Source organism: Streptomyces chrestomyceticus JCM 4735 (genome assembly GCF_003865135.1).
Classification (GTDB): domain Bacteria; phylum Actinomycetota; class Actinomycetes; order Streptomycetales; family Streptomycetaceae; genus Streptomyces; species Streptomyces chrestomyceticus.
In genome coordinates, this window is record NZ_BHZC01000001.1 from 1297519 (window position 1) to 1323106 (window position 25588).

A 25588-nucleotide genomic window follows, 5' to 3' on the forward strand; every position below is an offset into this window, starting at 1 on the left:
ACGCCACCGCCAGGACGGCGGGCAGCGCGAGGGCGACGGGGGCGCGCAGGCCGGGGGCGGCGGTCCGCCCCCGGTCGCGGTGGTGGCGCTTCATGAGACGGCGGCGGCCCGGGTCACGGCTTCTGGAATCCGGCGTCGCGCAGGAGCTTCTGCGCCGGTGCGCCCCCGAGCCACTTCACGAACGCGTCGGCCTCCTTCTGGTGCTGCGAGACCTTGAGCGTGGCCGCCGGGTACTCAGCGATCGCGTTCTGCTCGTCCGGCACCTGGACGGCGTCCACCTTGTCGGGCGCGGTCATCGCGTCGGTGGCGTAGACGATGCCCGCGTCCGCCTCGCCCAGCTCGACCTTGCTCAGCACGCCGCGTACGTCCTGCTCCTGGGAGACCGGCTGCACCGTGATGTCCTGCCGGTCCAGGACCTTCTTGCTGTAGCGGCCGACGGGTACGGCGGGCGCGGCGAGCACGACCTTGAGCTTGTTGGTGGAGGCCAGGTCCTTCAGGCCGGTGATGTGCTGGGGGTTTCCCTCGGCCGTGGCGATGACCAGGCGGTTCTTGGCGATGATCTGCGGCGTGCCGGTCTTGCCGTGCAGCCCGTCCATGGTGCGGGTGTCCGCGGTGACCAGGGCGTCGGCCGGGAAGTCCTGGTTGACCTGGGCCGCGAGCTGCTGGGAGCCGGCGAAGGAGAACTTGACCGTGACGTCGGGGTGTTCCTTGTGGTACGCGTCGGCGGCCTTGGCGAAGACGTCGGTCAGGGACGCGGCGGCGAGGACCTTGAGCGTGGTCTTGCCTTCGCCCCCGGACGCGTCGTCACTGTTGCCGCAGGCGGCGGTGAGCGGGGCGAGGACGGCGACGGCCAGTGCCGCGGCGGCGGCGCGGCGACGGGTGATGCCAAAGGTGCGGGACATCCGGATCGGCTCCTTGGGGACGGGGCGGGGCGGGCGCGCGTCAGGCGCGGTCGACATGGACGTTGGTCGACTTCACGCGGGCGGTGGCCCGCATGCCGACCTCCAGTCCGAGTTCCTCCACCGCTTCCCGTGTGAGGAGGGAGACCAGCCGGTGCGGACCGGCCTGGATCTCCACCTGTGCCGCGACATCGCCCAGCTTGATCGCCGTGACGATGCCGGGGAAGGCGTTGCGGACCGAGGTGAGGGAGGTGTCGTCCTCCGTGCTGCCGTTCTTGGCGAGTTCGGTGGAGAACGCGGCCAGGTCGCGGCCGTCGATCAGCCGGCGGCCGGACGCGTCCCGGTGGGTGGGGACCTTGCCGGCGTCGGCCCAGCGGCGGGCCGTGTCGGGGCTGACGCCGAGCAGGCGGGCGGCCTGGCCGATCGTGTAGGACTGCATGTGCGGCACCGTATGGCAAATGGTCTCTCATCTGCAATTACTCCGTGGGAAAGCACCTGGCAGGTGCGAGCCTCGTTGGAGGAAACGACAAGATCACCCGGGGCGCGGGTGACCGGCGGCGCGGCGCTCCGGACGGGCGGGGCGGGGGCGCAGACCGGACATACCAGGGGGCGGAGCATCGGCCGGGTGAGCGAAGCCGTACTCTTTCGGGAGGGATTCGGTGGGCGTGGCGTAACACGGAGGGAGCGCGAACCGATGGGTACTCCTACTTCTTCAGCCCGTTCCGCGGTCCGCGGCCGGTCGATCATGAAGAGGCTGCGGCCGGACGCCGCTCGCGGCACCGTGCCGACCTCGCACGAACGCCCCGTCCTGCACACCGTTCCGCACTCCTCCCCCGACCGCCCCCTCCCCCTGCGGCTCGCCGACCTCGCCGTCGCCGCCTGTACGGCGCAGACGGTGCTGGCCCCGAGGCCGGACCCGCTCGCGCTGCACGCCGCCGAGCTGCTGCACGCCCCCTTCGCCTCCATGGCCGAGGCCGCCATGGGCCGGCCGCTGGACCGGCGGCTGCGCGAACAGCTCGGGCGCCTGGGCCGGGCGGGCGAACAGCGGGCCCTGGAGGCGGGTACGGGCGCACCCGGCAAGCGGGGCGCCCTGTGGTCCGTGGGCCTGCTGGTGGCCGGCGCCGCCGCCACGAACTGCCGCTCGGACGTGGAGACCTGCGAGGCGGCCGCCACCCTGGCCCGCCTGCCGGACGGCGGCGCCCCGGCGGCCAGCCGGTCGCCCGGCGGCCGGGCCCGGCAGTACTACGGCGTGCCCGGCGCCGTCGGCCAGGCCCGTTCCGGCTTCCCGAACGTGCTGGGCGTGGCCCTGCCCGCGCTGCGCCAGTCCCGTGCGGCCGGCGCCTCCGAGGTGACGGCCCGGATGGACGCGCTGCTCGCGCTGCTGTCCACGCTCGACGACACGACGCTGCTCCAGCGCGGCGGTTCGCAGGGGCTGCTGTCGGTGCAGATGGACGCGCGTGACGTGCTGTCGTCGGGCGGTTTCGGCACCGCGCGCGGCCGCAAGGCGTTCGCCCGGCTGGACGCGCGGATGACCCGTAACGGCCTCACGGCGGGCGGGAGTGCGGCGCTGCTGTCGGCGGCGCTCTTCCTGGACTTCCTCTTCGAGGGACGCTGAGGCTTTAAGGGAAGAACCCTTCGGGGCGCGCTCCTCAGTGGCCGCCTGCCCTCAGGCCGCGCTGCCCGGCGTCACGTACTGCCGCAGCAGATCGCGCAGCTCGGCCTCGAAGGAGCCGTAGCGGCGGCGCAGTTCGGTGCCCGGCCAGTCGGCCGGGAGCAGGACGTCCGGCAGCAGCGGGTCCGCGAGGAGGTGCCGCAGTACGGCGGCCGAGACCGTGAAGCGCACGGCCGGTGACGTGGCGCCGGACAGCGCGGCCAGCAGCGCGCGGGCCCGCGCCGCCCAGCCGTCCAGGTCCCACAGCCCGCGCGCCAGTTCCGCCGGGTCGCCGTCCGGGACTCCGGTGAGCAGGGTGCACTGCCGGGTGATCACGGGCGGGAGGGCGCGTTCCAGGTTGCCGGGGCGCAGCCAGGTGCCTTCGCGCAGTTCGGCGAGGCGCAGTTCCGCCATGGCCTGGCGCAGCGCGGTGCGTTCGGCGGCCGGGCGGGCTTCGGCGGTGACCACCGCGATCTCCCACGCTCCGGCCCAGTGCCGGGTGCGGGGCGTACGGCTCTCGTCCTGCCGCGCCTGACGCTCCAGCAGCCGCGCGGTGAGCCCGTAGGTGCCGTCGTCCTGCCGGAGGTCTCCGGCGGCGACCATCCGGGACAGCGCGACGCGCACGGTGCCTTCGGCGATGCCGAAGAGCTCGCCGACGCGTACCAGGGCGCGCGCCGGGAGGCGGGGCGGGTGGTGGCCGAGGAGGGTACTGAGCACGATGGAGCGGGCGGTGAGCGGCCGCAGGCCGAGGTGCCGCGCGTCGTCACGTACGGAGTCGGGTGCGGGGCCGCGTGCGGAGTCGCGCCCGGAGTCGGGTGCCGGGCCGCGTGCGGAGTCGCGCCTGGGATCACGTACGGAGTCGCGTACGGAAGTGTCGTCGTCCATCGCGCGGAATCCTAGGAGGCCCCCGGCGGAGCGGCGACGGCCGTCTCCCCCGCCGTCTCCTCCGGCTTGCCCCTGTTGTCCAGCTCCCATCCGAGGAAGGAGAACAGCACGATCAGCACGCCGCCGCAGACGATCGCGCAGTCGGCGAAGTTCATGACGCTGAAGCCGCGTATGTGGAGGAAGTCGACCACCGCGCCCTGGAAGTCGCCGGGGGTACGGAAGAGGCGGTCGGTCAGGTTGCCGAGCCCGCCGCCCAGCAGCAGGCCCAGCGCGACCGCCCAGGGGGCGCTGTAGAGCTTGCGCGCCAGACGGAAGATCACCACGGTGACGGCCACGGCGATCAGCGTGAACAGGACGGTGGCCGCCTCGCCGATGCCGAACGCCGCGCCGGAGTTGCGCAGCACCCGCAGCTCCAGCCAGTCGCCGAACACCTTGACGGGGGCGCGGTGCTCCAGCTCGGCGACCACGGCCACCTTGCTGCCCAGGTCGAGCAGGTAGGCGGCGCCCGCCACCGCGAGGAGCAGCGGCACCCGCCGCCTGCCGCCCGCCCGTTCCGTACGGTCCGCACCGCTCTCCCCGGTGGTCCGGCCCGGTGTCGTCACGTTCAGTCCCCTCGCAGTCCGTCGGTCGGCCTCCACCTTAAGCGGGCCGCGGCCGGCCCTGTGATCACCGACCCCCACCCCCATTACACACTTCCCACGCCTGTCGGAAATCTGTAACGTCCACGGTATGACCGTCACCCATGAAGTCGTGAATCAGGCGCCGCCGCTCACCGGGTTCAGCACGGCGGACGACCCGGCCCTGCTGGAGGCGCTGCGCCGGGCGGACGCCGGGTGGGGCGAGCCGGAGGTGCGGGAGCTGGGCGCGCTCGCCGGGACGGAGGCGGTGCAGGAGCAGTCCCGGGCCGCCGAGGAGCAGCCGCCCCGGCTGCGCACCCACGACCGCTTCGGCCACCGGATCGACGAGGTGGAGTTCCACCCCGCGTGGCACCAGTTGATGACCGTGGCGGTGGGGCACGGGCTGCACGCCGCGCCGTGGGCCGAGGCCCGGCCCGGCGCCCACCTCGTGCGCGCGGCCAAGTTCTACGTCTGGTCGCAGGCCGAGCCGGGGCACGGCTGCCCGGTCTCCATGACGTACGCCGCCGTCCCCGCCCTGCGCTCCGCGCCGGAACTGGCGGAGCGGTACGAACCGCTGCTGGCGGCCCGTACGTACGACTACGGACTGCGGCCCCCGCTGTCCAAGGCGGGCCTGATCGCGGGCATGTCGATGACAGAGAAGCAGGGCGGCTCGGACGTCCGGGCCAACACCACCCGGGCGGTGCCGGCCGGCGACGGCACGTACCGGATCACCGGGCACAAGTGGTTCACCTCGGCGCCGATGAGCGATGTGTTCCTGACGCTGGCGCAGACCGCCGAGGGGGTGAGCTGCTTCCTGCTGCCGCGCGTCCTGCCGGACGGCACGCGCAACGGGCTGCGGCTGATGCGCCTGAAGGACAAGCTGGGCAACCGCTCCAACGCGTCCTCCGAGATCGAGTACGACGAGGCGGTGGCCTGGCCGGTGGGCGAGCCGGGGCGCGGCGTGCGGACCATCGTCGAGATGGTGAACATGACGCGGCTGGACTGCGTGATCGGCACGGCCGCCGGGATGCGCGCCGGGCTGCGGCAGGCCCTGCACCACACCACGTACCGCCACGCGTTCGGCCGCGCACTGTCCGAGCAGCCGCTCATGCGGGCGGTCCTGGCCGATCTGGCGATCGAGTCGGAGGCGGCGACGACGCTGGCGATGCGGCTGGCGACCGCCGTCGACCGGGCCCAGGCAGGGGACGCGGACGAGGCCGCGCTGCGCCGCCTGGGGCTGGCCGTCGGCAAGTACTGGGTGTGCAAGCGGGGCAGCGCGCACGCGGCGGAGGCCCTGGAGTGCCTGGGCGGCAACGGGTACGTGGAGGAGTCGGGCATGCCGCGGCTCTACCGGGAGGCCCCGCTGCTGTCGATCTGGGAGGGTTCGGGCAACGTCGCCGCGCTGGACGTGCTGCGCGCCCTCGGCAAGGAACCGGCCGCGCTGGACGCGTACTTCGCGGAGGTGGACGCGGCCGCGGGCGCCGACCGTCGGCTGGACGCCGCTGTCGCGGGCATCCGCAAGATGCTCGGCACACTCGACGATCCGGAGCGGGCGCAGCGCGCCGCCCGGACGCTGGCGGAGCGGATGGCACTCGCCTTCCAGGGCGCGCTGCTGGTCCGGTACAGCCACCCGGCGGTGGCCGACGCGTTCTGCGCCTCACGGCTCGACGGGGAGTGGGGGAACGCCTTCGGGACGCTGCCCACCTCGGCCGACCTGGCGGGGATTCTGGAGCGGGCGCGGCCCGTGTCGTTGACGGAGGCCGCCGGATGACCGGCGGGGGTCCGGTACCGGCTGAGGGCCCAGGCAGCACACCGGACGACGAACCGGCCCGCACCGTACGGATCGAACGTTCCGGCCCGGTGACGACGGTCGTCCTCTCCCGGCCGGAAGCACGCAACGCCGTGGACGGCCCCACGGCACGCCAACTGGCCGAGGCGTTCCGCGCCTTCGCGGCGGACGACGGCGCGCATGTCGCGGTCCTGTGGGGCGAGGGCGGCACGTTCTGTGCGGGTGCCGACCTCAAGGCGATCGGCACCGGGCGCGGCAACCGGGTCGCGGCGGACGGCGACGGGCCGATGGGCCCGACCCGGATGCGGCTGGACAAGCCGGTGATCGCGGCGGTGGCCGGGCACGCGGTGGCGGGCGGCCTGGAGCTGGCCCTCTGGTGCGACCTGCGGGTCGCCGAGGAGGACGCGGTCTTCGGGGTGTTCTGCCGCCGCTGGGGCGTGCCGCTGATCGACGGCGGTACGGTACGGCTGCCCCGGATCGTCGGCACCGGCCGGGCCCTGGACATGGTGCTGACCGGGCGGCCGGTCGGCGCGGCCGAGGCGCTGGGGATGGGCCTGGCCAACCGCGTGGTGCCGCCCGGACAGGCGCGCGCGGCGGCCGAGGAACTGGCCGCCGCCGTCTCCCGCTTCCCCCAGGCGTGCCTGCGCAGCGACCGCGCCTCCCTCCTGGCCCAGGAGGGCCTGCCGGAGCAGGCCGCCATGGCCGCGGAACTCCGGTACGGGGGAAGTGTCCTGGCGGACGCGCTGAAGGGCGCGGAGCGCTTCGCTTCGGGGGCGGGGAGGCATGGGGCGATGGACGGGTAGGTACGTGCAGCGGGCCGGTGGCGCCTCACCCGGCGAGCGTTGCCTCCGGCGCTGTCCGGGGGAACGCGCGGCGGTAGTCGGACGGTGACACCCCGACGCGCTTGAGGAAGTGGTGGCGCAGGTTGTTGGCCGTGCCCAGGCCGCTCAGTTCGCCGATCTTCTCGACCGGCAGGTCCGTCGACTCCAGCAGGCTCTGGGCGCGCGCCAGACGCTGGTCGAGGAGCCATTGCAGCGGGGTCGTGCCGGTGGCCGCCTGGAGGCGCCGGTAGAACGTCCGTGGACTCAGGGCGGCGCGCTCCGCGAGGTCTTCCACCGTCAGCGGCTGGTCGAGGCGGGCGCGCGCCCAGGCCAGGACGGGGGCCAGTCCCTCGTCGTCGGTGGCGGGCACGGACAGGTCGACGAACTGCGCCTGGCCGCCGGGCCGGTGGGCAGGCACGACCATCCGGCGGGCCAGTTGGTTGGCGACGTGCGCGCCCAGGTCACGCCGTACCAGGTGCAGGCAGAGGTCCAGGCCCGCCGTCAGTCCGGCGCTGGTGAGCACGTCGCCGTCGTCCACGTACAGCACCGAGTCGTCGACCCGTACCTTCGGGTAGCGCGCGGCGAGCTGGGCGGTGTGCATCCAGTGGGCGGTGGCGCGGCGGCCGTCGAGCAGTCCGGCCTCGGCGAGCGCGAAGGCGCCGGTACACAGGGACACCATGCGAGCACCAGCGTCGTAGGCGCGGCGCAGCGCGTCGATCAGGGCCGGCGGCAGTGGCCTGCCCTCCTCCACGCAGGGGTCGGGTACGGAGGGGACGACGACCGTGTCCGCGCCGACGAGGTCCTCCAGGCCGTACGGGGTACGCAGCGCCAGCCCGGCCCCACCTTCGGAGCCGCCGTCCCGTTCGCCCGTGCCGCACAGCCGCAGGTCGTACCAGGGGTCGGCGAGGTCGGGCTGCGGCTTGCCGAAGACCGTGCAGGGGATGCTCAGTTCGTACAGGTCCCAGGACGGGACGCCGATCTCCTCGGTCACGACCACCGCGACGGTTCCTGCGCTCATGTCCGAAGGATAGGGGCCGCACGAGGCGTCCAGGACGCGGCCCGGGCGTGGCAGGAATTTGGTGACGGCCGTCAGTCCTGCCACTGGTTCCGGCCGCCGGGCGCTGCGAGCGTGGCCCGTACGTGATCGACCGCCGCCGGCCCACACGTCCCGCCGGCGGCTCTACGAGGAGACGCACATGCAGACCGAAGGCGCGGCCGTGACGGTGCTCGGGCTGGGATCGATGGGATCGGCGCTGGCGACCGCGCTGTTGGCGAAGGGCCATGCCACGACGGTGTGGAACCGTTCGCCGCACAAGGCCGAGGCGCTGACGGAGCACGGGGCCGTGGCGGCGGCGACGTCCGCCGAGGCCGTCACGGCGAGCCCGCTCGTCATCGCCTGCGTACTGGACTATCCGGCGCTGCACACCGTGCTCGACCCGGTGGCGGACACCCTGGCGGGCAAGACGCTGGTCAACCTCACCTCCGGCTCGCCGGAGCAGGCTGCCGAGACCGCCGCGTGGGCGCGGGAGCACGGCGCGGACTACCTCGACGGCGCCATCATGACAACGCCCCCGGGCGTCGGCAGCCCCGAGATGATGTTTCTCTACAGCGGCCCGCGCACGGTGTTCGACACCCACCGCACCACCCTCGCAGCCCTGGGCGATCCGCTGCACCTGGGCACCGGCCCGGGGCTGGCGTCCCTGTACGACGCCGCGCTGCTCGGGCTGATGTGGGCCGCCCTGACCGGCTGGCTGCACGGCACCGCGCTGGTCGGCGCGGAGGGCACCCGGGCCGCCGACTTCACTCCGGTAGCGGTCCGCTGGCTGGGCGCGGTGAGCGGCTTCCTGACCACGTACGCGCCCCAGGTGGACGCCGGACACTACCCGGGCGACGACGCCACCGTGGACGTCCAGATTGCCGCGATCGACCACCTCCTGCACGCCGCGGCGGCCCGCGGCATCGACAACGCGCTGCCCGCACTGCTGAAGACCACCATGGAACGGACCCGCGCCGCGGGCCACGGCTCCAGCAGCTACGCGAGCGTCATCGAGGTCCTCAAGAGCGCGGCGGACGCCCGGTGACCACGACCGCCACCACCGCCCCGTCCCGCACCCCGGTACCGCCCGCCGCCGCGTGGCCCGGCCTGCTGGCCGCCGCCACCGACACCTGCCTGGACGCCCTCCTCGAAGGCGCGGACCAGGACTGGTCGCGCCCCGCGGACGGCCTCACCTGGACCTGCCGGGAGACCCTCGACCACCTCGCTCTCGGCCTGACCGGCTACGCGGGCCTGCTGATCGCCCGCCCCACCCACCGCTACATCACCCTCTTCGCCTCGCTCGACCCCGAGGCCCCGGTCCCGGCCTGTCTGGAGGGGTTGCACATCGCGGCCCGCCTGCTCGGGGCCACGGTTCGCGACACCCCGGCCGACGTCCGCGCCTGGCACCCCTGGGGGCATGCGGACGCCGTCGGTTTCGCCGCCATGGGCGTGACGGAGCTGCTCCTCCACACGTACGACATCACCCGCGCGCTCGGCGTGACCTGGGCTCCGGACGGCGACCTGTGCACCGCCGTCCTGTCCCGCCTCTTCCCCGACGCCCCGGCAGCCCCCGCCGTCCCGCCCGGATTCGGACCGTTCGACGTGCTGCTCCAGTGCACGGGCCGGGCCGCCCTCCCCGGACTGCCGCGGCGCGCGGAGTGGCAGTGGGACGGCTCGGTGCACTGACATCCCGCCGCCTCCCCCGAGGGGGGCGGAATTGAACGCGTTCAACCCGTCCCGTACTGTCTACGTGACGGGTTGAACGCGTTCAAAACCGGCTTCGTGCCGGATTGGGGGGACTCATGACCGCACTGGTCGACCTCATCGTCATGCTCGGCATGTTCGTCGTGGTGCCGGCCGGCCTCGCCCTGATCGCTGAACCGGGCACCCGGTGGCTGCGGCGCCGCTGGCCCCTCGCCGCCACGGCGGGCGCGGTGGCCCTGTGGCTGCCGCGCGGCCCGGCCGCCACGGCACTGGCCGCCGCCTACGCACTGGCCACCCTCGCCCTCGCCCTGTACGCACCGCGCCGGCTGGCCCGCACCCGCAGCCTCGCGCCGGGCGAGATCGCCGTACTGACGGCCCTGGTCACCCCGGCCGTCGCCGGTACCGCCCTGGTCGCCGAGCGCTCGGGCCACCGGTTGTTCGGCTTCGACCTGGAGATCCTGTCGCTGACCGTGCCGCACTTCCACTTCGCCGGATTCGCCGCCGCCCTGGTGGCCGGGCTCGTCTGCCGCGCCGCACGCCCCGGCCGGGCCGGGCCGCTCGCCGCGCTCAGCGTGCCCGTGGGGACGCTGTTCGTCCTGGCGGGCTACTTCGTCGACGACTGGGCCGAACTGGCCGGCGCGGTGATCCTCACCACCGGCATGTGGCTGGTCGCCCTGGTCACCTGGCGGGACGTCCGTACCACCGCGCCGGACCGGACCACCCGGGCCCTGCTCGGCGTCTCGGCCGCCGTCCTCGTCGCGACCATGCTGCTCGCCCTGAGCTGGGCGCTCGGCGAGGCAACCGGCATCCCGCACCCCACACTGGCATGGATGGCGGCCACTCACGGCCTGGGCAACGCGCTCGGCTTCGCCCTGTGCGCGCTGCTCGCCTGGCGCCGCCTCAGGAACGCGCCCGTCGCGTCGCCTCCGGCCGCCCCCGTACCCGCGTGACTGCTCCACCGACCGCTCCGCCCGGCACCTCCACCGCCACCCGCATCCACCGCCACCCGAGGAAGCAGGCCCCCATGACCACCGGCAGCACCGCCGCTCCCAGCCCCTTCAACTACGCCGAGGAAGGCGCCACCCGCCACCGTCCGCTGCCCGGCGGATACCGCCATCTGCACGAGGCGACCTACCTCGGCCACGGCCGCGCGGTCCTCGAAGCCGCGGGCCACGCGGTCACGTCCTTCCGGATGCACCGCGCGGCGGGCGTACGGGTACGGGCCTCGGCGCCGGAGGCCGCGCCCGGCGTCCGGGTGGAGTGCGCGCTGGGGCTCGGCCCCGCGCGGCTGTGGGCGCCGTGCCGGGTGGTGTGGAGCGAGTACGAGAGTGAGCGCATCAGCTTCGCGTACGGCACGCTGGCCGGTCACCCGCAGCGCGGCGAGGAGTCGTTCGTGGTCGAGATGCGGGAGGACGGCGCGGTGTGGTTCACGATGACGGCCTTCAGCGTGCCGGGCCGCTGGTACACCCGGCTGGCGGGGCCGCTGGTGCCGGTGTTCCAGCGCCTGTACGCCCGGCACTGCGGCCGGACGCTGCGGCGGCTGGCCCGCCGCGACCGCTGACCGGAAACCTGACGGGCGCGGCTCCCCCGGCACTCCGGAATCGCGCCACGCCCTCCTTCCCATACGTCCACACGGCGTTCATGGCTCCGTCACCAGTTGCCCCGCGGCCCGTGAGAGAAACCAGCCATGTGCGACGACGAGCTGATCCCGCCGCGGGCGGACCTGACCGAGGACCAGTGGGCGCGGACGGCCGGCACCGGCCCCGCCGGCGCCGCCGTACCGGCCGCCACTCCGGACACGGCGGCCCCGGCGCGCGGTGTGCACCGGCGGACGCTGCTGGGCGGAGCGGTGGCGGGAGCGGCGCTGGCCGCGCTGCCGTTCGGGGCGCGGCAGCCCGCGGCCGCCGCGCCGCGGGCAGGCGCACCGGGTCGGTTCCCGCTCCCGTCCGCGCCGGGCCCCTCCGGCGAGTACGCCGTCCTGATCACCGGTGACGCCGGGACGGGCGCCGCGGAGCAGTACGCGGTCACCGCGGCGGCTGCGGAGGTCTGCCGCGCCGAGCACGTCGGGCTGGCGGTCGGCCTCGGGGACAACATCTACGAGAACGGCCCGGAGTCCGCCGTCGACGCGGAGTTCGCGGAGAAGTTCGAGCGGCCCAACACCGGTATCGACGTGCCGTGGCTGATGGTGCTGGGCAACCACGACTGTTCGGGGCTGATACCCGGCAGCGGCGGCGATCCCTCCCGCGGTGACCGCGAGGTCGCGTACGCCGCCACGTCCCGCCGCTGGTACATGCCGGGCCGCTACTACAACGTCGCCCTCCCGGCGGACGGCTCCCAAGGAGAGCCGCTCGTCGAGTTCTTCGCGCTCGACACCAACCCGGTCGCCTCCTACGTCGCGCAGACCGACCCGCACTACTACTGGAACGGCCCGTACATGCGCGAGCAGCGCCGCTGGCTGGACGCCGCGCTCACCGCCTCCCGCGCGCGCTGGAAGGTGGTCCTGGGCCACCACCCTTACCTGAACAACGGCCAGCACGGCAGCGCCGGTTCGTACGACGGCTTCGTGATCGGGAACTACACCAGCGGCATCCACCTCAAGAAGCTGTACGAGGAGGTGGTGTGCGGCCGCGCCGACCTGATCATGTCCGGGCACGACCACACCCTGCAGATCCTGGAGCCCACCGACCGCACCCGCGGCACCCGGCAGCTCGTCTGCGGCGCCGCCGCCAAGACGGGCGACGGCAAGGCGCACTTCACCCACCCCGCCGCCTGGCAGGACTTCTCCCAGCACGGGTTCATGATCCTGAAGACGGGGGCCGGGACGATGACGATCGACGCGTACGTGGTCGACATCGCCACGAAGAAGGCCCGGCTCGCCCACCGGACGCGGACCACCCGGCCGGTGGCGGCGGGGGCCGGGGTGCCGGCGGGGGCCCGCTAGTGACCTGAGTCGGAGATTCGTCGTTGGTTGGGTATGAGTCGTCCGGGTCCGAAGATTGCGCCGTTGTCGGTCACTGATGCCCAGCGGGCTGTGCTGGAAGGCTGGGTGCGTCGGCGTACGACGGCTCAGGCGCTGGCTCAGCGGTCGCGGATCGTGCTGGAGTGTGCCGAGGGGCGCTCGATCCTGGAAGTGTCGCGCCGGCTGCGGATCGCCCCGGACACGGTCCGCACCTGGCGGCGCCGTTGCCTGGAGCGCGGGCTGGACGGCTTGTGCGACGAGCCGCGGCCGGGTGTCCCGCGCAAAATCACCGACGCGGATGTCGAGCGGGTGATCGTCAAGACGCTGGAGGAGAGGCCGAAGAACGCCACCCACTGGTCGACGAGGTCGATGGCGGCGGCCACGGGCATGTCGCAGTCGGCCGTTTCGCGGATCTGGCGGGCGTTCGCCCTGGCCCCGCACCGCACGCAGACGTTCAAGCTGTCCACCGATCCGTTGTTCATCGACAAGGTCCGCGATGTAGTGGGGCTCTACCTCGATCCGCCGGAGAAGGCCCTGGTGCTGTGTGTGGACGAGAAGTCGCAGATCCAGGCGCTGGACCGGTCCCAGCCGGTCCTGCCGATGATGCCCGGGGTGCCCGAGCGGCGCAGTCACGACTATGTCCGGGCCGGCACCACGACGTTGTTCGCCGCCCTGGAGGTGGCGAGCGGGAAGGTCTTCGGCTCGCTGCACCGCCGGCACCGGGCCGTGGAGTTCAAGAAGTTCCTGGCCAGGCTGGACAAGGAGGTCCCGGCCGGCCTCGGCGTGCATCTGATCCTCGACAACTACGCGACGCACAAGACGCCCGCGGTCAAGACGTGGCTGCTGGCGCACCCGCGCTTCCACCTGCACTTCACCCCCACCAGCGCGTCCTGGCTCAACCTGGTCGAGCGCTGGTTCGCCGAACTGACACAGAAGAAGCTCAAGCGCGGCGTCCACCGCTCCGTCCAGGCCCTCGAACGCGACATCCGGGCCTGGCTGGCCGACTGGAACGAGCACCCACGCCCCTTCCTCTGGACCAAATCCGCCGACGAGATCCTCGACAAAGTCGCCGCCTACTGCCACCGGATCTCTGACTCAGGTCACTAGGGTCCGTCCGGCGGATCAGGCGTGAGCGTGATCCGCCGGATGCCGGGGTGACTCAGGCGATGGAGAACTGAGCGATGTACTCGGCGAACGGTGGGATTCCCACTTCTGCACGGCGCTCGTCCATGCGGTCGGGCTCCTCGCAGGGCCATGGAGTCGGCGAGCCGTCCTTCACGCCGGCGATCTGCGTGCCATAGATCTGCTCCCGCCCCTCGTTCACAAGGGTGCGATCCCGCAGGAAGGCAAGATCTCGCGGGCTGGCGGTGCCGTCGGCCACCGCCTGCTCCATCAGCCGCAACGCGCGCCGCTGCACGTCGAGCTGCCGGTCGGCGTGTTGCGCGATCAGCCACGCGGCCCGGGCCGCGTCCTCACCGACCAGTTCTGCGGTCGGCCATCCGTGCGCATCCATGATCTCGCTGAGACGGTCCGCGTGTTGCGCCGTCAAGCGCCGCCAGACCAACTGCTCCGCCGGGTCTTCGCTGTTCGCATAGCGCGCGGCCTGGTGATCTGCCGCAACCATCATGTTGAGCGCCGCAGCCACTGCGGCCATGTCAGATGCCATCCCGACTCCACGTCAGATCGTGCTTCTCGCTGGTCATCCGCAACCTTAGGTGTGCGAATCGCGACAAAATCTCCTCCCGGAGGACGGTGACAGACATGCCCGGATCTTGGGATACTTGATCTATCCACGGAGCCAGAGCCGGATCGACGCAACGCTGACTGTCCCGTGGAAGACGTAGGCGCGTTTGTCGAAGCGCATCGCAACGGCGCGGAAGTGCTTCAGGCGATTGACCGTGCGCTCGACTTCATTGCGGCGCCTGTACATCTCCTTGTCGAAGCCCGCCGGCCGACCACCCTGACTGCCTCGACGTCGCCGGTCGGCCCGCTGGTCCTCGGGCTCCGGAAGGGTGTGCTTGATCTGGCGTCTGCACAGGTAGCGACGATTGCGGCGGGAGCTGTACGTCTTGTCGCCGCCCAGGTGAGCGCCGACGCCGCTCGTAAACCGTCTTCCAGCTCCCGAACCGCTCCGGCAGATCACACCAGGGCACTCCCGTGCGGACCCGGAACAGGATCCCGTTGATCATCTGCCGGTGGTCGCACCAACGCCCGCCGCGACCAACGGACTTCGGCAGATGCGACTCAAGCCGCATCCACTCCTCCCTGGTCAGATCCCCCAGCCCCATGACCAGAGCGACGGTCGGATCGTCGGACAGTCACAAGATCCGCCGGACAGTCCCTAGCCGCAGCCTCAGGAAGCCGGCATCTGGGCAGGAAGACGCCTCGTGTGGCGATTTCCTGCCCTTGCTGCCATCCCATGTCAGCGGCACAGTGTGGGGCTCGTACCGGGGGGAGCGACGGCGTGCGCGGTCGGCGAGTCCCCGCACGAGCCGGTGAGTGACTGACGGCTGTCAGCGTCCCCGGCCGCGAATCCTGACCACACGCGTCTGGTACTACGCTCCCGAAGGGTGGGGGGACAACGTGCAGTGCGTGATGACTCGCCACGATCTCCTGCTCAAAAAGGAAACCCGCTCCAGGCGGGAACCGGGCGGCCATGAGGCGACGTTCACCACGCGCGCCGGTGAGGTGAAGGTCGGCAACCTCTCCCTCCAGGGTTCAGGGACCTACCGGCTCTACAGCTCCACCCTGAGCAGCCCGCACGGCTCGCCGCGTATCTCGGTGAACGTCAGGCCATGGAATGACGACGACAACTACACGACCTTGAATCCCTCGGTCGAGGGGCCCAGCGTGACGGTCCGGTAGGTGTACTGATCACGAGCACCGCCGAAGGGGCACGGGGGGCGACCGCACGGACGGCACTGCCGACATCGGGCCAACCTGCGCGCCTGCCGCACCTTTTCCGCGCATGAACGATTACTGTTGCCGCCGATGACGCCCGACCGTGCGGTACCGCCCAGCCGCTCCGTGTCCCGGACCGGAGCGGTGATCCTGGTACTGCTCGCTGCCCTGGCGCATGTGCTGATCTGCGCGCACGGGCCGGTTCCGGCAGGCGGCGGACAGGTCGACACTCCCGTCGCGGCAGCCGCCTTCGACTGCGCGGGCGCGCCCGTACAGCTCACGGACGCCGCTGCCTCCCACGCGCTGCACGGGCACGACAGTGCCGAGCTCTGCTCGGGGCCGGACAGCCCGACGCTGCAGCCGACACGGCAGACCGCTTCTCCCCTGCCGTCGGTTCCCGGTCCGGTGCCGGCCGGCTTCGCCGAAGCCGGGCCGGACGGCGTGGCGGCCCACCGGTCGCCGCCCGCGTACCCCGGCCGCTCGGCGGCCGGGCAGGAGCGGGCCCGCCTCGGCGTGTGGCGGACCTGATCGCTCCGAAGGCCGCGCCGGTCTCCCGGCGCGGCCAGTGAGCAGATCCGCCTTTCCCCGACATACGGCCGGTCGCCGCCGCACGGCGCCGGTCGCAGGAGAAACACGCCATGAACCAGCTCACCCGCACCCCCGTACCCGTCTCCCCGGCCCAGTTGCTGGCCGGCGCCCGGCGCCCGATGCACACCCCCGCCGGGCTCGTCGGAGACACCCCCGTCCTGTGGATCGGCGAGCCCTTCACCGCTCCCGGGCGGGGATTCTGGGCCAAGCTCGAAGGCCACAACCCCGGCGGCATCAAGGACCGCACCGCCTTGCACATGGTCCACGAGGCGCGGGCACGCGGACAGTTGCGGCCCGGTGCCCGTATCGTCGAATCCACCTCCGGCACCCTGGGCCTCGGTCTGGCGCTGGCCGGCGCCACCTTCGGCCACCCGGTCACCGTCGTCACCGACCCGGGCATGGAGCCCCTGATGACGGGCCTGCTGACCGCGTACGGGGCCGAGGTCGACCTCGTGCACCGCCCGCACCCGGTCGGCGGCTGGCAGCAGGCCCGCCGGCACCGCGTCGAGGAACTGCTGGCCGCGCATCCCGATGCCTGGTGCCCCGACCAGTACAACAATCCCGACAACGTGGCCGCCTACGCGCCGCTCGCCCACGAACTGACCGCCCAGCTCGGGCGGATCGACACCCTGGTGGTCTCGGTGGGCACCGGCGGCCACTCGGCGGGCGTCGCGTCCGTCCTGCGCGGCTTCTTCCCGCGCCTGCGGGTCGTCGGCGTCGACACCACCGGCTCCACGATCTTCGGCCAGCCCGCCGCGCCCCGCCTGATGCGCGGCCTGGGCTCCAGCATCTACCCCCGCAACGTGGCCTACCACCTCTTCGACGAGGTCCACTGGGTCGCCGCGCCCGAAGCCGTGTGGGCCGCCCGGCGCCTGGCCCGCGACCACTACGCCACCGGCGGGTGGAGCGTGGGCGCCGTCGCCCTGGCCGCCCGCTGGCTGGCCCGTACCCTGCCCGCCGAGGAACGGATCGTCGCCGTCTTCCCGGACGGACCGCAACGCTACGTGGGAACTGTCTTCAACGACGCCTACGGCCGCGAGCACCAGTTGCTGGACCGGTTGCCCGCCGAAGATCCCGACCAGATCGACAATCCCGGCCGACAGGTCGTCACCCGCTGGACCCGCTGCACCCACGTCACCGACCCGACCCGACCCGCCACGCGCGACGAACTGGCCCCCGCGGGAGTCGCCCGATGAAGCACCTGTGGCAGCAGACCCGGTCCTTTCCGCCCGCGGCCCGCCTGCTGATGGCCAACCAGTTCGCGATCAACCTCGCCTTCTACATGCTCATGCCCTACCTCGCCGCCCATCTGGCCGGCACCCTGGGCCTGGCCGCCTGGGCCGTCGGCCTCGTCCTGGGCGTACGGAACTTCTCGCAGCAGGGCATGTTCCTGATCGGCGGCACCCTCGCCGACCGGGTCGGCTACAAGCTCCCCATCATGGCCGGCTGCCTGCTGCGTACGGTCGGCTTCGGCCTGCTCGGCTGGGTCGACAACCTGCCCGCCCTGATCGCCGCCTCCGCGGCGACCGGCTTCGCGGGCGCCCTGTTCAACCCAGCGGTCCGTGCCTACCTCGCCGACGAGGCCGGCCCGCGGCGGGTGGACGCCTTCGCCACCTTCAACGTCTACTACCAAGCCGGAATGCTCGCGGGCCCTCTCGTCGGCCTGGCCCTGCTGACCGCCGACTTCCGCCTGGTGTGCACGGTCGCCGCGACCGTGTTCGCCGCGCTCACCCTGCTGCAGTGGCGCGCTCTTCCCCGGCGCAGCGGCACGGTGCCCGCCACCCGGGAGCGGGTGCTCACGCAGTGGCGCGCGGTCGCCTCGAACCGGCCCTTCCTGCTGTTCTCGCTGGCGATGATCGGCTCCTACGTCCTGACCTTCCAGGTCTACCTCGCCCTGCCGCTGGCCGCCTCCGATGCCCTCGGTGCCCGGGGCACCCTGGTCACCAGCGGCCTGTTCGTCGTCTCGGCGGCCGTCACCGTCGTCGGCCAACTCCGGCTGACGGGCTGGGCCAAGGCCCGGTGGAGTCCCAGCCAGGCCCTGGTGCGCGGCCTGGCCGCCATGGGGCTCGCCTTCCTCCCGCCGGCGTTCGCCTCGTCCGGCCTGCCCGTGGCGGTCCTCGCCGCGCTCGTCGCGGCCGTCGTCCTGCTCGCGGCGGGCAGCGCGGTGGTCTATCCCTTCGAGATGGACATCGTCGTCGCGCTGTCCGAAGACCGCCTGGTGGCCACCCACTACGGCCTGTACAACACCGTCTCCGGTCTGGGCGTCACCGTGGGCAACCTCGTCACCGGCGCGCTGTGGGACTTCGCCGCCCGCCACGACGCCCGCTGGCTGACCTGGAGCGCCCTGGCGGCGACCGGCCTGGCCTGCGCGACGGCCCTCGCCGCCCTGGCCCGCGGCGGCCACCTGACACCGGGCCGAGAGCCGCGGCCCGCCCCGGCACAACCGGCCGGAGCGTCACCGACATAACCCCCGTAAGCCCTTCGAAGTGCGCATTGCGGACCACTGTCCTACCGTGGGCGCATGGCCGCTTCCCGGTTGCGATGGTCCCCCTTCGGCGGGCCGCGCAGGGAAGCGGCGGGCGTGGTGGCCCCGGCGTCGCCGGTCCCGACTGCCTGGCGGGCAGCCGGGACCGGCGCGCCTCCGGTGTGCGGTCCCCGCTCCATGCCGGGGGACCCGTCCGGCAGCCGTACGTCCGCACCGGCCGCGGGACAGGAGCGTCGCAGGACATGACCGGACGGGACACCACTCCGCCCGGCCGCTACGACCCGCGCCGCGGGGTACCGCCCCGGGCCCCCGACCCGGGGTCCGATCCGGACAGCGCCCCCTCCGCCCCGCCACCCGACCCCCTCGACCTGCGCGAACGGCTCGTCCTCAACCGCACGGGCACCTTCGACTGGGACCTGGACCGCGGGACGCTGGAGCTGGACGCGTGCGCGCTGGACGTCTTCGACCTGCGGCCGGACGAGTACGACGGACAGCCCTCGGTCCTCGCCGCCCGCGTACCGCCCGAAGAGGGGTACCGGCTGGACGCGGCCATCTCCCAGGCCGTCCAGGACGGGGCGCCCTCGTACGGCGCGTACTTCCGCATCCACTGCCGCGACGGCGCGCCCCGGTGGACCCACACCCAGGGCCACATCCTGCGGGACGCGGACGGCCGCCCGTACCGGATCACCGGGCTCGTCCGGGAAGCCGGTACGGAGATGGCCGACTCCGTGCTGCTGCGGTCGCTCCAGGAGAACCGGCAGCGGCAGACCGCGATGGTGCAGCAGACCACGGCGGCGCTCTCCCGGGCCCTGTCGGTCGCGGACGTGACCCGGGTCCTGACCGGGACGGGCGGCGCCCGGCGTTTCGGCGCCGACGCGCTGATCCTCGGGCTGGTGGACAACGACCGCTTCGAGGTCATCGCCATCACGGGCCTGCCGGGCGCCACCCCCGAGGACATGATGGCGTCCCGGCTCGACGACACGCTGCCGCTGTCGGACGCCGCGCTGTCGCGGCGGGCCACGTTCCTGTCCTCGCGCGGCGAACTGGTGGCCCGCTACCCGCGGCTGCGCCCGTACCTCGACCGCGTCCCCTCCGGCAGCGCCGTCTTCCTGCCGCTGATCGCGCAGGACCGTGTCATCGCGGCGCTCGGCCTGTTCACCGCCGAGCCCAAACAGCACTCGGCGGAGGACCGTAACCTGGCGCTCGCGCTGGCCGGTGTCGTGGCCCAGTCCCTCCAGCGGGCCATGCTCTTCGACCAGGAACGCGAGTTCGCGACCGGGCTGCAGGCCACGATGCTGCCGCGCCGGGTCCCCGAGATCGCCGGGGGCGAGGTCACCGTCCGCTACCACGCGGCGAGCACCGGGCGGGACATCGGCGGCGACTGGTACGACGTCATCCCGCTGCCCCAGGGGCGGACCGGGCTGGTCGTGGGCGACGTCCAGGGTCACGACACGCACGCCGCGGCCGTCATGGGCCAGCTCCGCATCGCGCTGCGCGCCTACGCCACCGAGGGCCACTCCCCGGAGACGGTGCTCGTGCGCGCCTCCCGCTTCCTCGCCGAGCTGGAGACCGAACGGTTCGCGACCTGCACCTACGTCCAGGCCGACCTGGAATCCGGCGCGCTGCACGTGGCGCGCGCCGGGCACCTGGGCCCGCTCGTCTGGGACGCGGCCCGGCACACGGACTGGCACCCGGTACGCGGCGGGCTGCCGCTGGGGCTGGCCACCGCCTTCGGCCAGGACCACTTTCCCGAGACCCAGCTTTTCCTGGAACCCGACTCCACCCTCCTCCTGTGCACCGACGGCCTCGTGGAACAGCCCGGCCAGGACATCACCGCCGGCATCGACGCCCTGACCGCCGCGGTACGGGACGGCCCCGCCGAACTGGAAGCACTGGCCGACCAGCTCTCCGACCAGCTCTGGGCCCGGTCCGGCTCCGACGACGACATGGCCCTCGTCCTGCTGCACCGGTCCCCGGCGGCCGGCACCACCACCATCACCCCGCGCCTCCGGCTCCACGTCCACCAGGCGGACCCGTCCGGAGGCTCGGAGGTACGGGCGATGCTGCGGCGCACGATGGACCAGTGGCGCGCGGGCTCGATCGCGTACGACGTCGAGGTGGCCGCCACCGAACTCATCACCAACGCGCTGACCCACACGGACAGCGGAGCCCTGGTGACGGTGCAACTCCTGCCGGCCGGCCCCCCGGGCAGCCGACGGCGCCGCGTCCGCCTGGAGGTCGAGGACCGTTCCAGCCGCTGGCCCCGCCGCCGCACCCCCGGCGAGACCGCCACCTCGGGCCGCGGCCTGATGATGGTCGAAGCCCTCTCCGACGCCTGGGGCGCGGAGCCGCGGGGCAGCGGCAAGGCGCTGTGGTGCGAGTTCGGTCTGCCGGGTTAGGGGGCGGGATCAGCGGGGTTCTACGCTCCGTACCAGACCGTCGTCGCGTTGCAGAACTCGCGGATGCCGTGGCCGGCCAGTTCGCGGCCGTAGCCGGAGCGTTTGATGCCGCCGAAGGGGAGGGCGGGGTGGGAGGCGGTCATGCCGTTGAAGAAGAGGCCGCCGGCCTCGATGTCGCGGATCAGGCGCTGCTGTTCGTCCTCGTCGCGGGTCCAGGCGTTGGAGCTGAGGCCGAACGGGGTGTCGTTGGCGGTGGCGATCGCCTCGTCCAGGCTGTTGACCCGGTAGAGCGTGGCGACCGGGCCGAACGCCTCCTCCCGGTGGATGCGCATCTCGGGGGTGATGCCGGCCAGCACGGTCGGCTCGTAGAACCAGCCTGCGGTCAGCTTCTCCGGGCGTTTGCCGCCGCACAGTGCGGCGGCGCCCCGGTTCACCGCGTCGTCGACCAGTTCCTCCAGGTCGGCGCGGCCCTGTTCGCTGGCCAGCGGGCCGACGTCGGTGCTCTCCTCCATCGGGTCGCCGACGGTCAGGGCGGCCATCCGCTCGGTGAAGCGGACCGCGAACTCGTCGTAGACGTCGGTGTGCACGATGAAGCGTTTGGCGGCGATGCAGGACTGTCCGTTGTTCTGCACCCGGGCGGTGACGGCGGTGCGGACGGCCGCGTCGAGATCGGCGGACGGCAGCACGATGTACGGGTCACTGCCGCCCAGTTCCAGCACCGTCTTCTTGATCTCGTCACCGGCGATGGAGGCGACCGAGCGGCCGGCCGGTTCGCTGCCGGTGAGGGTCGCGGCGGCGACCCGGCGGTCGCGCAGGATGTCCTCGATCGCGCCGGAGCCGACCAGCAGCGTCTGGAAGCAGCCTTCGGGGAAGCCCGCCCGGCGCAGCAGGTCCTCGATGTACAGCGCGGTCTGCGGCACGTTGGAGGCGTGTTTGAGCAGGCAGGTGTTGCCGGCCATCAGCGCGGGCGCGGCGAAGCGGATCACCTGCCAGAGGGGGAAGTTCCACGGCATGACGGCCAGGACGGTGCCCAGCGGCCGGTAGCGGACATGGGCGCGGGACGCCCCGGCGTCCTTGACGTCACCGGCGTCCGGTACCTCGTCGGCGAGGAGTTCCGCGGCGTGGTCGGCGTACCAGCGCATCGCTTTCGCGCACTTGGCGGCTTCCGCGCGGGCCGCCGCCAGCGGCTTGCCCATCTCGGTGGTCATGGTGCGGGCGATGCCGTCCTGGCCCGCCTCCAGCAGGCCGGCGGCGTTGCGCAGCAGTTCGCCGCGTTCGGCGAAGGTCGTCGTCCGGTAGCTGCGGAATGTTTCTTCGGCGCGGGCGAGCCGGGCCTCGATCGCGTCGGCGTCGAGCGCGTCGAAGGTCTTGAGCGTCTCGCCGGTGGCCGGGTCGACCGTGGCGATGGCCATGTGGATGCACCTCCCGTGGGGTGATGGGCGGGCTGGGCGATGGGGGCCGCGGCGGCCGGGGGGCCGCCGCGGGGCCGGTGGCCGGGGCCGGCCGCGGGCTAGGTGAGCGGACCGGGGGCCGGGGACGGCTCCGGTACGGGGTCGGGGCCCGGCGGGCGCGGTACGGGGTCGGGGCTGGGTGTCGGGGGCTGCGGCGTGGGCGCGGGCGGTGTCGGGTCGGGCGGCCCGGGCACCGGCGGTCCCGGCGTCGGCCCCGGTACGGGGCCGGGCCCCGGACCCGGTTCGGGCCCGCCGGGCCCCGGCGACGGCGTGGGTGTCGGCGGCACGGGCTCGGTCCCCTGCCCGGGCTCGCGCGTACGGTGCGGTGTCGGTTGCCGCTCCACAGCAGACCTCCTGGGTCGGACGGCATGTGGTTCTCCGGCCCCGGTACCCGGGTTTCGCCGGTCTATCGCACGGACGCGCGACGGATTGCGCCCCGGTCGCCCATCCCGTTCCTTCGGGTGGCTTGTCCGGTTCGTTCGGCGACGCACCGTCCACGGCGTCCTACATTGCGGTCATGACCTCCGCGAGGACCCTGGCGGCCGCGGCCTGCGCGGCCGTGCTCGCCCTGACCGTGCCCGCCTCCGCCGTACCCCGCTCCCCCGCCTCCTCCCCGGCTGCCGGGCAGCCGCTGCCCACCCGGATGGCCGACACCGGCGGCGGCCGCCAGCTCATCACGGCCCGCGCCGCGAGCCCGCGCTCCACGACCGGCACGGTGAGCTGGTGGCAGCGGTACGGGAGCCGCTGGCACCGGGTCGGTACGGCGCCCGCGCGCTTCGGGGCGAACGGGCTGGCCGAGGGCAGCTCACGTGAGCAGGGCACCTCGACGACCCCCACGGGCCTGTACGACCTGCCGTTCGCCTTCGGCCTCAAGAAGGCACCGGCCGGTACGGAGATCCCGTACCGGCCGGTGCGGGACACCTCCTGGTGGTGCCAGGACAACGGCTCATCCGCCTACAACCGCTGGGTGGACCCGCGCCCCCGGGACTGCGCGGCGAAGGAGGCCGAGCGGCTGGCCGACTACCCGGTGCAGTACGGCCGGGCCCTGGTCATCGGCTTCAACTACCACCGCCCGGTACGCGGCCGGGGCGCGGGCATCTTCCTGCACGTCGACGGCCGTGGGGCGACGGCGGGCTGTGTGTCCGTACCGGCGCGGGCGATGGCCCGCATCGTGGCGTGGGTGCGGCCGGCCGCCCGTCCACACATCGCGATCGGCACGGACTCCGGGCGTACGGGCCTCACCCGCTACTGACGGGACCGGGCCCGGGGGCCGCCACGAGGGGGAAGTGGCAGGCCACCCGGTGCCCGGGGCCGACGGGTGCGGTGGATTCGGGTTCGCTCTCCGCGCAGCGCGGGCGGGCCACCGGGCAGCGGGTGCGGAAGCGGCAGCCGGAGGGCGGCGCGGTGGCCGAGGGCGTCTCGCCGGTGAGCGGGCTGCCCGTGGCGGGGGCCGCCGGGTCGGGCGCGTTGACGGTGTCGAGGAGACCGCGGGTGTACGGGTGCAGGGGGCGTGCGAAGACGTCCCGGGCCGGGCCGGTCTCCACCAGTTTGCCCAGGTACATCACGCCGACGGTGTCCGCGAGGTGCCGTACCACCGCCAGGTCGTGGGAGATGAAGAGGTACGTCAGTCCCTTGTCGCGTTGCAGGTCGCGCATGAGGTTGAGGATCTGGGCCTGGACGGAGACGTCGAGCGCGGAGACCGGTTCGTCGGCGACGACGAGGGACGGCGCGAGGGCGAGAGCGCGGGCCAGCCCGAGGCGCTGGCGCTGACCGCCGGAGAACTCGTGCGGGTAGCGGTCCACGCCGGCGCGCGGCAGGCCCACGTCGTCCAGCAGGGCGGCGACCCGCCGCTGTTGCGCGGCGCGGTCGCCGATGCCCTGGATGACCAGCGGCTCCCGCAGGATCGTGCCGACGCGCATCCTGGGGTCCATGGACGCGTAGGAGTCCTGGAACATCAACTGGACGTCGCGGCGGTGGGCGCGCAGTTCACGGCGGGTCAGGGCGGCGATGTCGCGGCCCGCGAGGCGGATCGTGCCGCCGGTCGGGGGTTCCAGGCCGACGACCATCCGCGCGAGCGTGGACTTGCCGCAGCCGGACTCGCCGACGATGCCGAAGGTCTCGCCGCGGGTGACGGTGAGGCTGACCCCGGCGACGGCCCCGACCTCCCGGGCACCCTTGCGCCGGGCGAAGGGGCCGGCGTGGAGGGCGTAGCGCTTGGTGACGTCGGTGAGGGTGAGGAGGGGTTCGCGGTCGGTGGGCGCCGTGGAGGCACGTCCGTTCCCCTCGGGACCGGGTACTGATACCGCGGGCGCGGGCGCGCTGTCGCCCGCCCGTCCATCGGCTACGTCCCGTACCGGGTGGAAGCAGGCGTACGCATGGCCCGCCTCCCCGTCCAGGACCGGTTCCTCCGTACGGCACCGGTCGGTCGCGAAGGCGCACCGCGGCGCGAAGCGGCAGCCGGCGGGCCGGGTGACGAGCGCGGGCGGCAGGCCCGGGATGGTGGCGAGGGTGGTCCGCTCGCCCGCGGCGCGTTCGGGGAGGGCGGCGAGGAGGGCCTGGGTGTAGCGGTGCCGGGGGGTGGTGAAGAGGCGGTGCACGCCGGCGCGTTCGGCGACCTTGCCGCCGTACATGACCGCGACCCGGTCCACCCGCTTGGCGATGACGCCGAGGTCGTGGGTCACCAGGATCATGGCCATGCCGAGGCGGGTGCGCAGGTCGTCGACGAGTTCCAGGATCTGGTGCTGGGTGGTGACGTCGAGGGCGGTGGTCGGTTCGTCGGCGATCAGCAGCCTGGGTTCGCACACCAGGGCCATGGCGATGGCGACGCGCTGCCGCATGCCGCCGCTGAGCTGGTGGGGGTAGTTCCGCATCCGTTCGGCGGGCTGCGGCATGCCGACCAGCCGCAGGGTCTCCTCGGCCTTCGCCCAGGCCTGCCGCCGGGTGATCTCCTTGTGCAGCAGCAGGGGTTCGGCGACCTGGGCGCCGATGGTCATGGTCGGGTTCAGGGAAGTCAGCGGGTCCTGGAAGACCATGCCGATGGTGTTGCCGCGGACGTCCCGCAGGACGGGGGCGGGCGCGGCGGCCAGGTCGGTCGTCCCGTCGCCGCCGGCCGTACGACCGTCGCCGCCCCCGCTGTCACGGAAGAGGATGCGTCCGCCGGTGATCCGCCCGCCCGGCGGCAGGAGGCCGAGGACGGCCAGCGCGGTCATGGTCTTGCCGCAGCCGGATTCCCCCACGAGACCGAGGGCTTCCCCGGGGGCGAGGTCGAGGTGCACACCGTCCAGGGCGTGCGCGGTGCGGCCGCGGCCGGTGATCTCGACGTGCAGGTCCTCGACGCTGAGCAGCGGTGCGGCGGTCCCGGACGGCGGGGAGACGGTCGCGGACAGGGGGTCGGCGGTCATGG

Annotated in this window: 23 protein-coding genes and 1 pseudogene; 15 read left to right on the forward strand and 9 right to left on the reverse strand. The window is 73.4% G+C overall.

Annotated features, from left to right (window positions below; genetic code table 11):
• Positions 1 to 113: 113 nt before the first annotated feature.
• Both modA and EJG53_RS05300 read right to left on the reverse strand, forming a co-directional pair.
• Positions 114 to 902 (reverse strand): molybdate ABC transporter substrate-binding protein, encoded by a 789-nt coding sequence (gene modA, locus EJG53_RS05295; protein ID WP_125043862.1) that lies wholly within the window; start codon positions 900 to 902, stop codon positions 114 to 116.
• Between the two features lie 40 nt (positions 903 to 942).
• The gene (locus tag EJG53_RS05300) at positions 943 to 1338 is read right to left on the reverse strand and encodes a TOBE domain-containing protein (RefSeq protein WP_125043863.1); all 396 of its coding nucleotides are present in this window, start codon (positions 1336 to 1338) and stop codon (positions 943 to 945) included.
• Positions 1339 to 1644: 306 nt separating this feature from the next.
• On the opposite strand from EJG53_RS05300, the gene EJG53_RS05305 reads away from it, so the two are divergent.
• A complete protein-coding gene (locus EJG53_RS05305; RefSeq protein WP_167515056.1) occupies positions 1645 to 2514 on the forward strand; it encodes a triphosphoribosyl-dephospho-CoA synthase in 870 nt (289 codons plus the stop codon).
• A 51-nt stretch (positions 2515 to 2565) separates the two neighbouring features.
• Here the strand turns inward: EJG53_RS05305 and EJG53_RS05310 are convergent, their stop codons facing one another.
• The gene (locus EJG53_RS05310) at positions 2566 to 3435 is read right to left on the reverse strand and encodes a PaaX family transcriptional regulator C-terminal domain-containing protein (RefSeq protein ID WP_125043865.1); all 870 of its coding nucleotides are present in this window, start codon (positions 3433 to 3435) and stop codon (positions 2566 to 2568) included.
• 11 nt (positions 3436 to 3446) lie between these two features.
• The gene (gene lspA / locus EJG53_RS05315) at positions 3447 to 4037 is read right to left on the reverse strand and encodes a signal peptidase II (protein ID WP_244954991.1); all 591 of its coding nucleotides are present in this window, start codon (positions 4035 to 4037) and stop codon (positions 3447 to 3449) included.
• A 127-nt stretch (positions 4038 to 4164) separates the two neighbouring features.
• Between lspA and EJG53_RS05320 the strand changes: the two genes are divergently transcribed.
• Positions 4165 to 5823 carry an acyl-CoA dehydrogenase family protein gene (locus tag EJG53_RS05320; protein ID WP_125043867.1) on the forward strand — a complete coding sequence of 553 codons (1659 nt, stop codon included), beginning with the start codon at positions 4165 to 4167 and terminating at the stop codon, positions 5821 to 5823.
• Positions 5820 to 6644, forward strand: coding sequence for a crotonase/enoyl-CoA hydratase family protein (locus EJG53_RS05325; RefSeq protein ID WP_125043868.1), 825 nt, complete (start codon positions 5820 to 5822; stop codon positions 6642 to 6644). Before EJG53_RS05320 ends, EJG53_RS05325 begins: the two co-directional genes overlap by 4 nt.
• A 25-nt stretch (positions 6645 to 6669) precedes the next feature.
• On the opposite strand, the gene EJG53_RS05330 is transcribed toward EJG53_RS05325, so the two are convergent.
• A complete protein-coding gene (locus EJG53_RS05330) occupies positions 6670 to 7659 on the reverse strand; it encodes a GlxA family transcriptional regulator (protein WP_413790172.1) in 990 nt (329 codons plus the stop codon).
• A gap of 199 nt (positions 7660 to 7858) precedes the next feature.
• Here EJG53_RS05330 and EJG53_RS05335 point away from each other — a divergent pair, with 199 nt between their 5' ends.
• From EJG53_RS05335 to EJG53_RS05360, 6 genes are all read left to right on the forward strand, one after another.
• The gene (locus EJG53_RS05335) at positions 7859 to 8743 is read left to right on the forward strand and encodes an NAD(P)-dependent oxidoreductase (protein WP_125043870.1); all 885 of its coding nucleotides are present in this window, start codon (positions 7859 to 7861) and stop codon (positions 8741 to 8743) included.
• Positions 8740 to 9384 (forward strand): maleylpyruvate isomerase N-terminal domain-containing protein, encoded by a 645-nt coding sequence (locus EJG53_RS05340; RefSeq protein WP_125043871.1) that lies wholly within the window; start codon positions 8740 to 8742, stop codon positions 9382 to 9384. Before EJG53_RS05335 ends, EJG53_RS05340 begins: the two co-directional genes overlap by 4 nt.
• A gap of 116 nt (positions 9385 to 9500) precedes the next feature.
• Positions 9501 to 10352 (forward strand): YndJ family protein, encoded by an 852-nt coding sequence (locus EJG53_RS05345; protein ID WP_125043872.1) that lies wholly within the window; start codon positions 9501 to 9503, stop codon positions 10350 to 10352.
• Between the two features lie 74 nt (positions 10353 to 10426).
• Positions 10427 to 10963, forward strand: a complete 537-nt coding sequence (locus tag EJG53_RS05350; RefSeq protein ID WP_125049166.1) for a DUF1990 family protein — start codon at positions 10427 to 10429, stop codon at positions 10961 to 10963.
• A gap of 126 nt (positions 10964 to 11089) precedes the next feature.
• Positions 11090 to 12343 carry a metallophosphoesterase gene (locus EJG53_RS05355; protein ID WP_125043873.1) on the forward strand — a complete coding sequence of 418 codons (1254 nt, stop codon included), beginning with the start codon at positions 11090 to 11092 and terminating at the stop codon, positions 12341 to 12343.
• A gap of 33 nt (positions 12344 to 12376) precedes the next feature.
• Positions 12377 to 13468 carry an IS630 family transposase gene (locus EJG53_RS05360; RefSeq protein WP_125043874.1) on the forward strand — a complete coding sequence of 364 codons (1092 nt, stop codon included), beginning with the start codon at positions 12377 to 12379 and terminating at the stop codon, positions 13466 to 13468.
• A gap of 52 nt (positions 13469 to 13520) precedes the next feature.
• Here EJG53_RS05360 and EJG53_RS05365 read toward each other — a convergent pair whose 3' ends face one another.
• Complete coding sequence (locus tag EJG53_RS05365) at positions 13521 to 14027, reverse strand: DUF6624 domain-containing protein (protein WP_125043875.1); 507 nt, start codon at positions 14025 to 14027, stop codon at positions 13521 to 13523.
• Positions 14028 to 14147: 120 nt separating this feature from the next.
• Positions 14148 to 14649, reverse strand: a pseudogene (locus tag EJG53_RS05370) (transposase).
• 307 nt (positions 14650 to 14956) lie between these two features.
• On the opposite strand from EJG53_RS05370, the gene EJG53_RS05375 reads away from it, so the two are divergent.
• The 5 genes from EJG53_RS05375 to EJG53_RS05395 all read left to right on the forward strand — a co-directional run bounded on the left by EJG53_RS05375 (position 14957) and on the right by EJG53_RS05395 (position 20734).
• Positions 14957 to 15226, forward strand: coding sequence for a hypothetical protein (locus tag EJG53_RS05375; protein WP_154806361.1), 270 nt, complete (start codon positions 14957 to 14959; stop codon positions 15224 to 15226).
• Positions 15227 to 15352: 126 nt separating this feature from the next.
• The gene (locus EJG53_RS05380) at positions 15353 to 15790 is read left to right on the forward strand and encodes a hypothetical protein (protein WP_125043877.1); all 438 of its coding nucleotides are present in this window, start codon (positions 15353 to 15355) and stop codon (positions 15788 to 15790) included.
• Between the two features lie 110 nt (positions 15791 to 15900).
• A complete protein-coding gene (locus EJG53_RS05385) occupies positions 15901 to 17046 on the forward strand; it encodes a PLP-dependent cysteine synthase family protein (RefSeq protein WP_125043878.1) in 1146 nt (381 codons plus the stop codon).
• The gene (locus tag EJG53_RS05390) at positions 17043 to 18317 is read left to right on the forward strand and encodes an MFS transporter (protein ID WP_125043879.1); all 1275 of its coding nucleotides are present in this window, start codon (positions 17043 to 17045) and stop codon (positions 18315 to 18317) included. Before EJG53_RS05385 ends, EJG53_RS05390 begins: the two co-directional genes overlap by 4 nt.
• 260 nt (positions 18318 to 18577) lie before the next feature.
• Complete coding sequence (locus tag EJG53_RS05395; protein ID WP_125043880.1) at positions 18578 to 20734, forward strand: SpoIIE family protein phosphatase; 2157 nt, start codon at positions 18578 to 18580, stop codon at positions 20732 to 20734.
• Positions 20735 to 20754: 20 nt separating this feature from the next.
• On the opposite strand, the gene EJG53_RS05400 is transcribed toward EJG53_RS05395, so the two are convergent.
• Complete coding sequence (locus EJG53_RS05400; protein ID WP_125043881.1) at positions 20755 to 22146, reverse strand: NADP-dependent succinic semialdehyde dehydrogenase; 1392 nt, start codon at positions 22144 to 22146, stop codon at positions 20755 to 20757.
• A 556-nt stretch (positions 22147 to 22702) separates the two neighbouring features.
• Between EJG53_RS05400 and EJG53_RS05405 the strand changes: the two genes are divergently transcribed.
• A complete protein-coding gene (locus tag EJG53_RS05405; protein WP_174856364.1) occupies positions 22703 to 23437 on the forward strand; it encodes a L,D-transpeptidase family protein in 735 nt (244 codons plus the stop codon).
• Here the strand turns inward: EJG53_RS05405 and EJG53_RS05410 are convergent.
• Positions 23424 to 25586, reverse strand: a complete 2163-nt coding sequence (locus tag EJG53_RS05410; protein ID WP_125043882.1) for a dipeptide ABC transporter ATP-binding protein — start codon at positions 25584 to 25586, stop codon at positions 23424 to 23426. The two genes, EJG53_RS05405 and EJG53_RS05410, sit on opposite strands and share 14 nt — an antisense overlap.
• Positions 25587 to 25588: the final 2 nt, after the last annotated feature.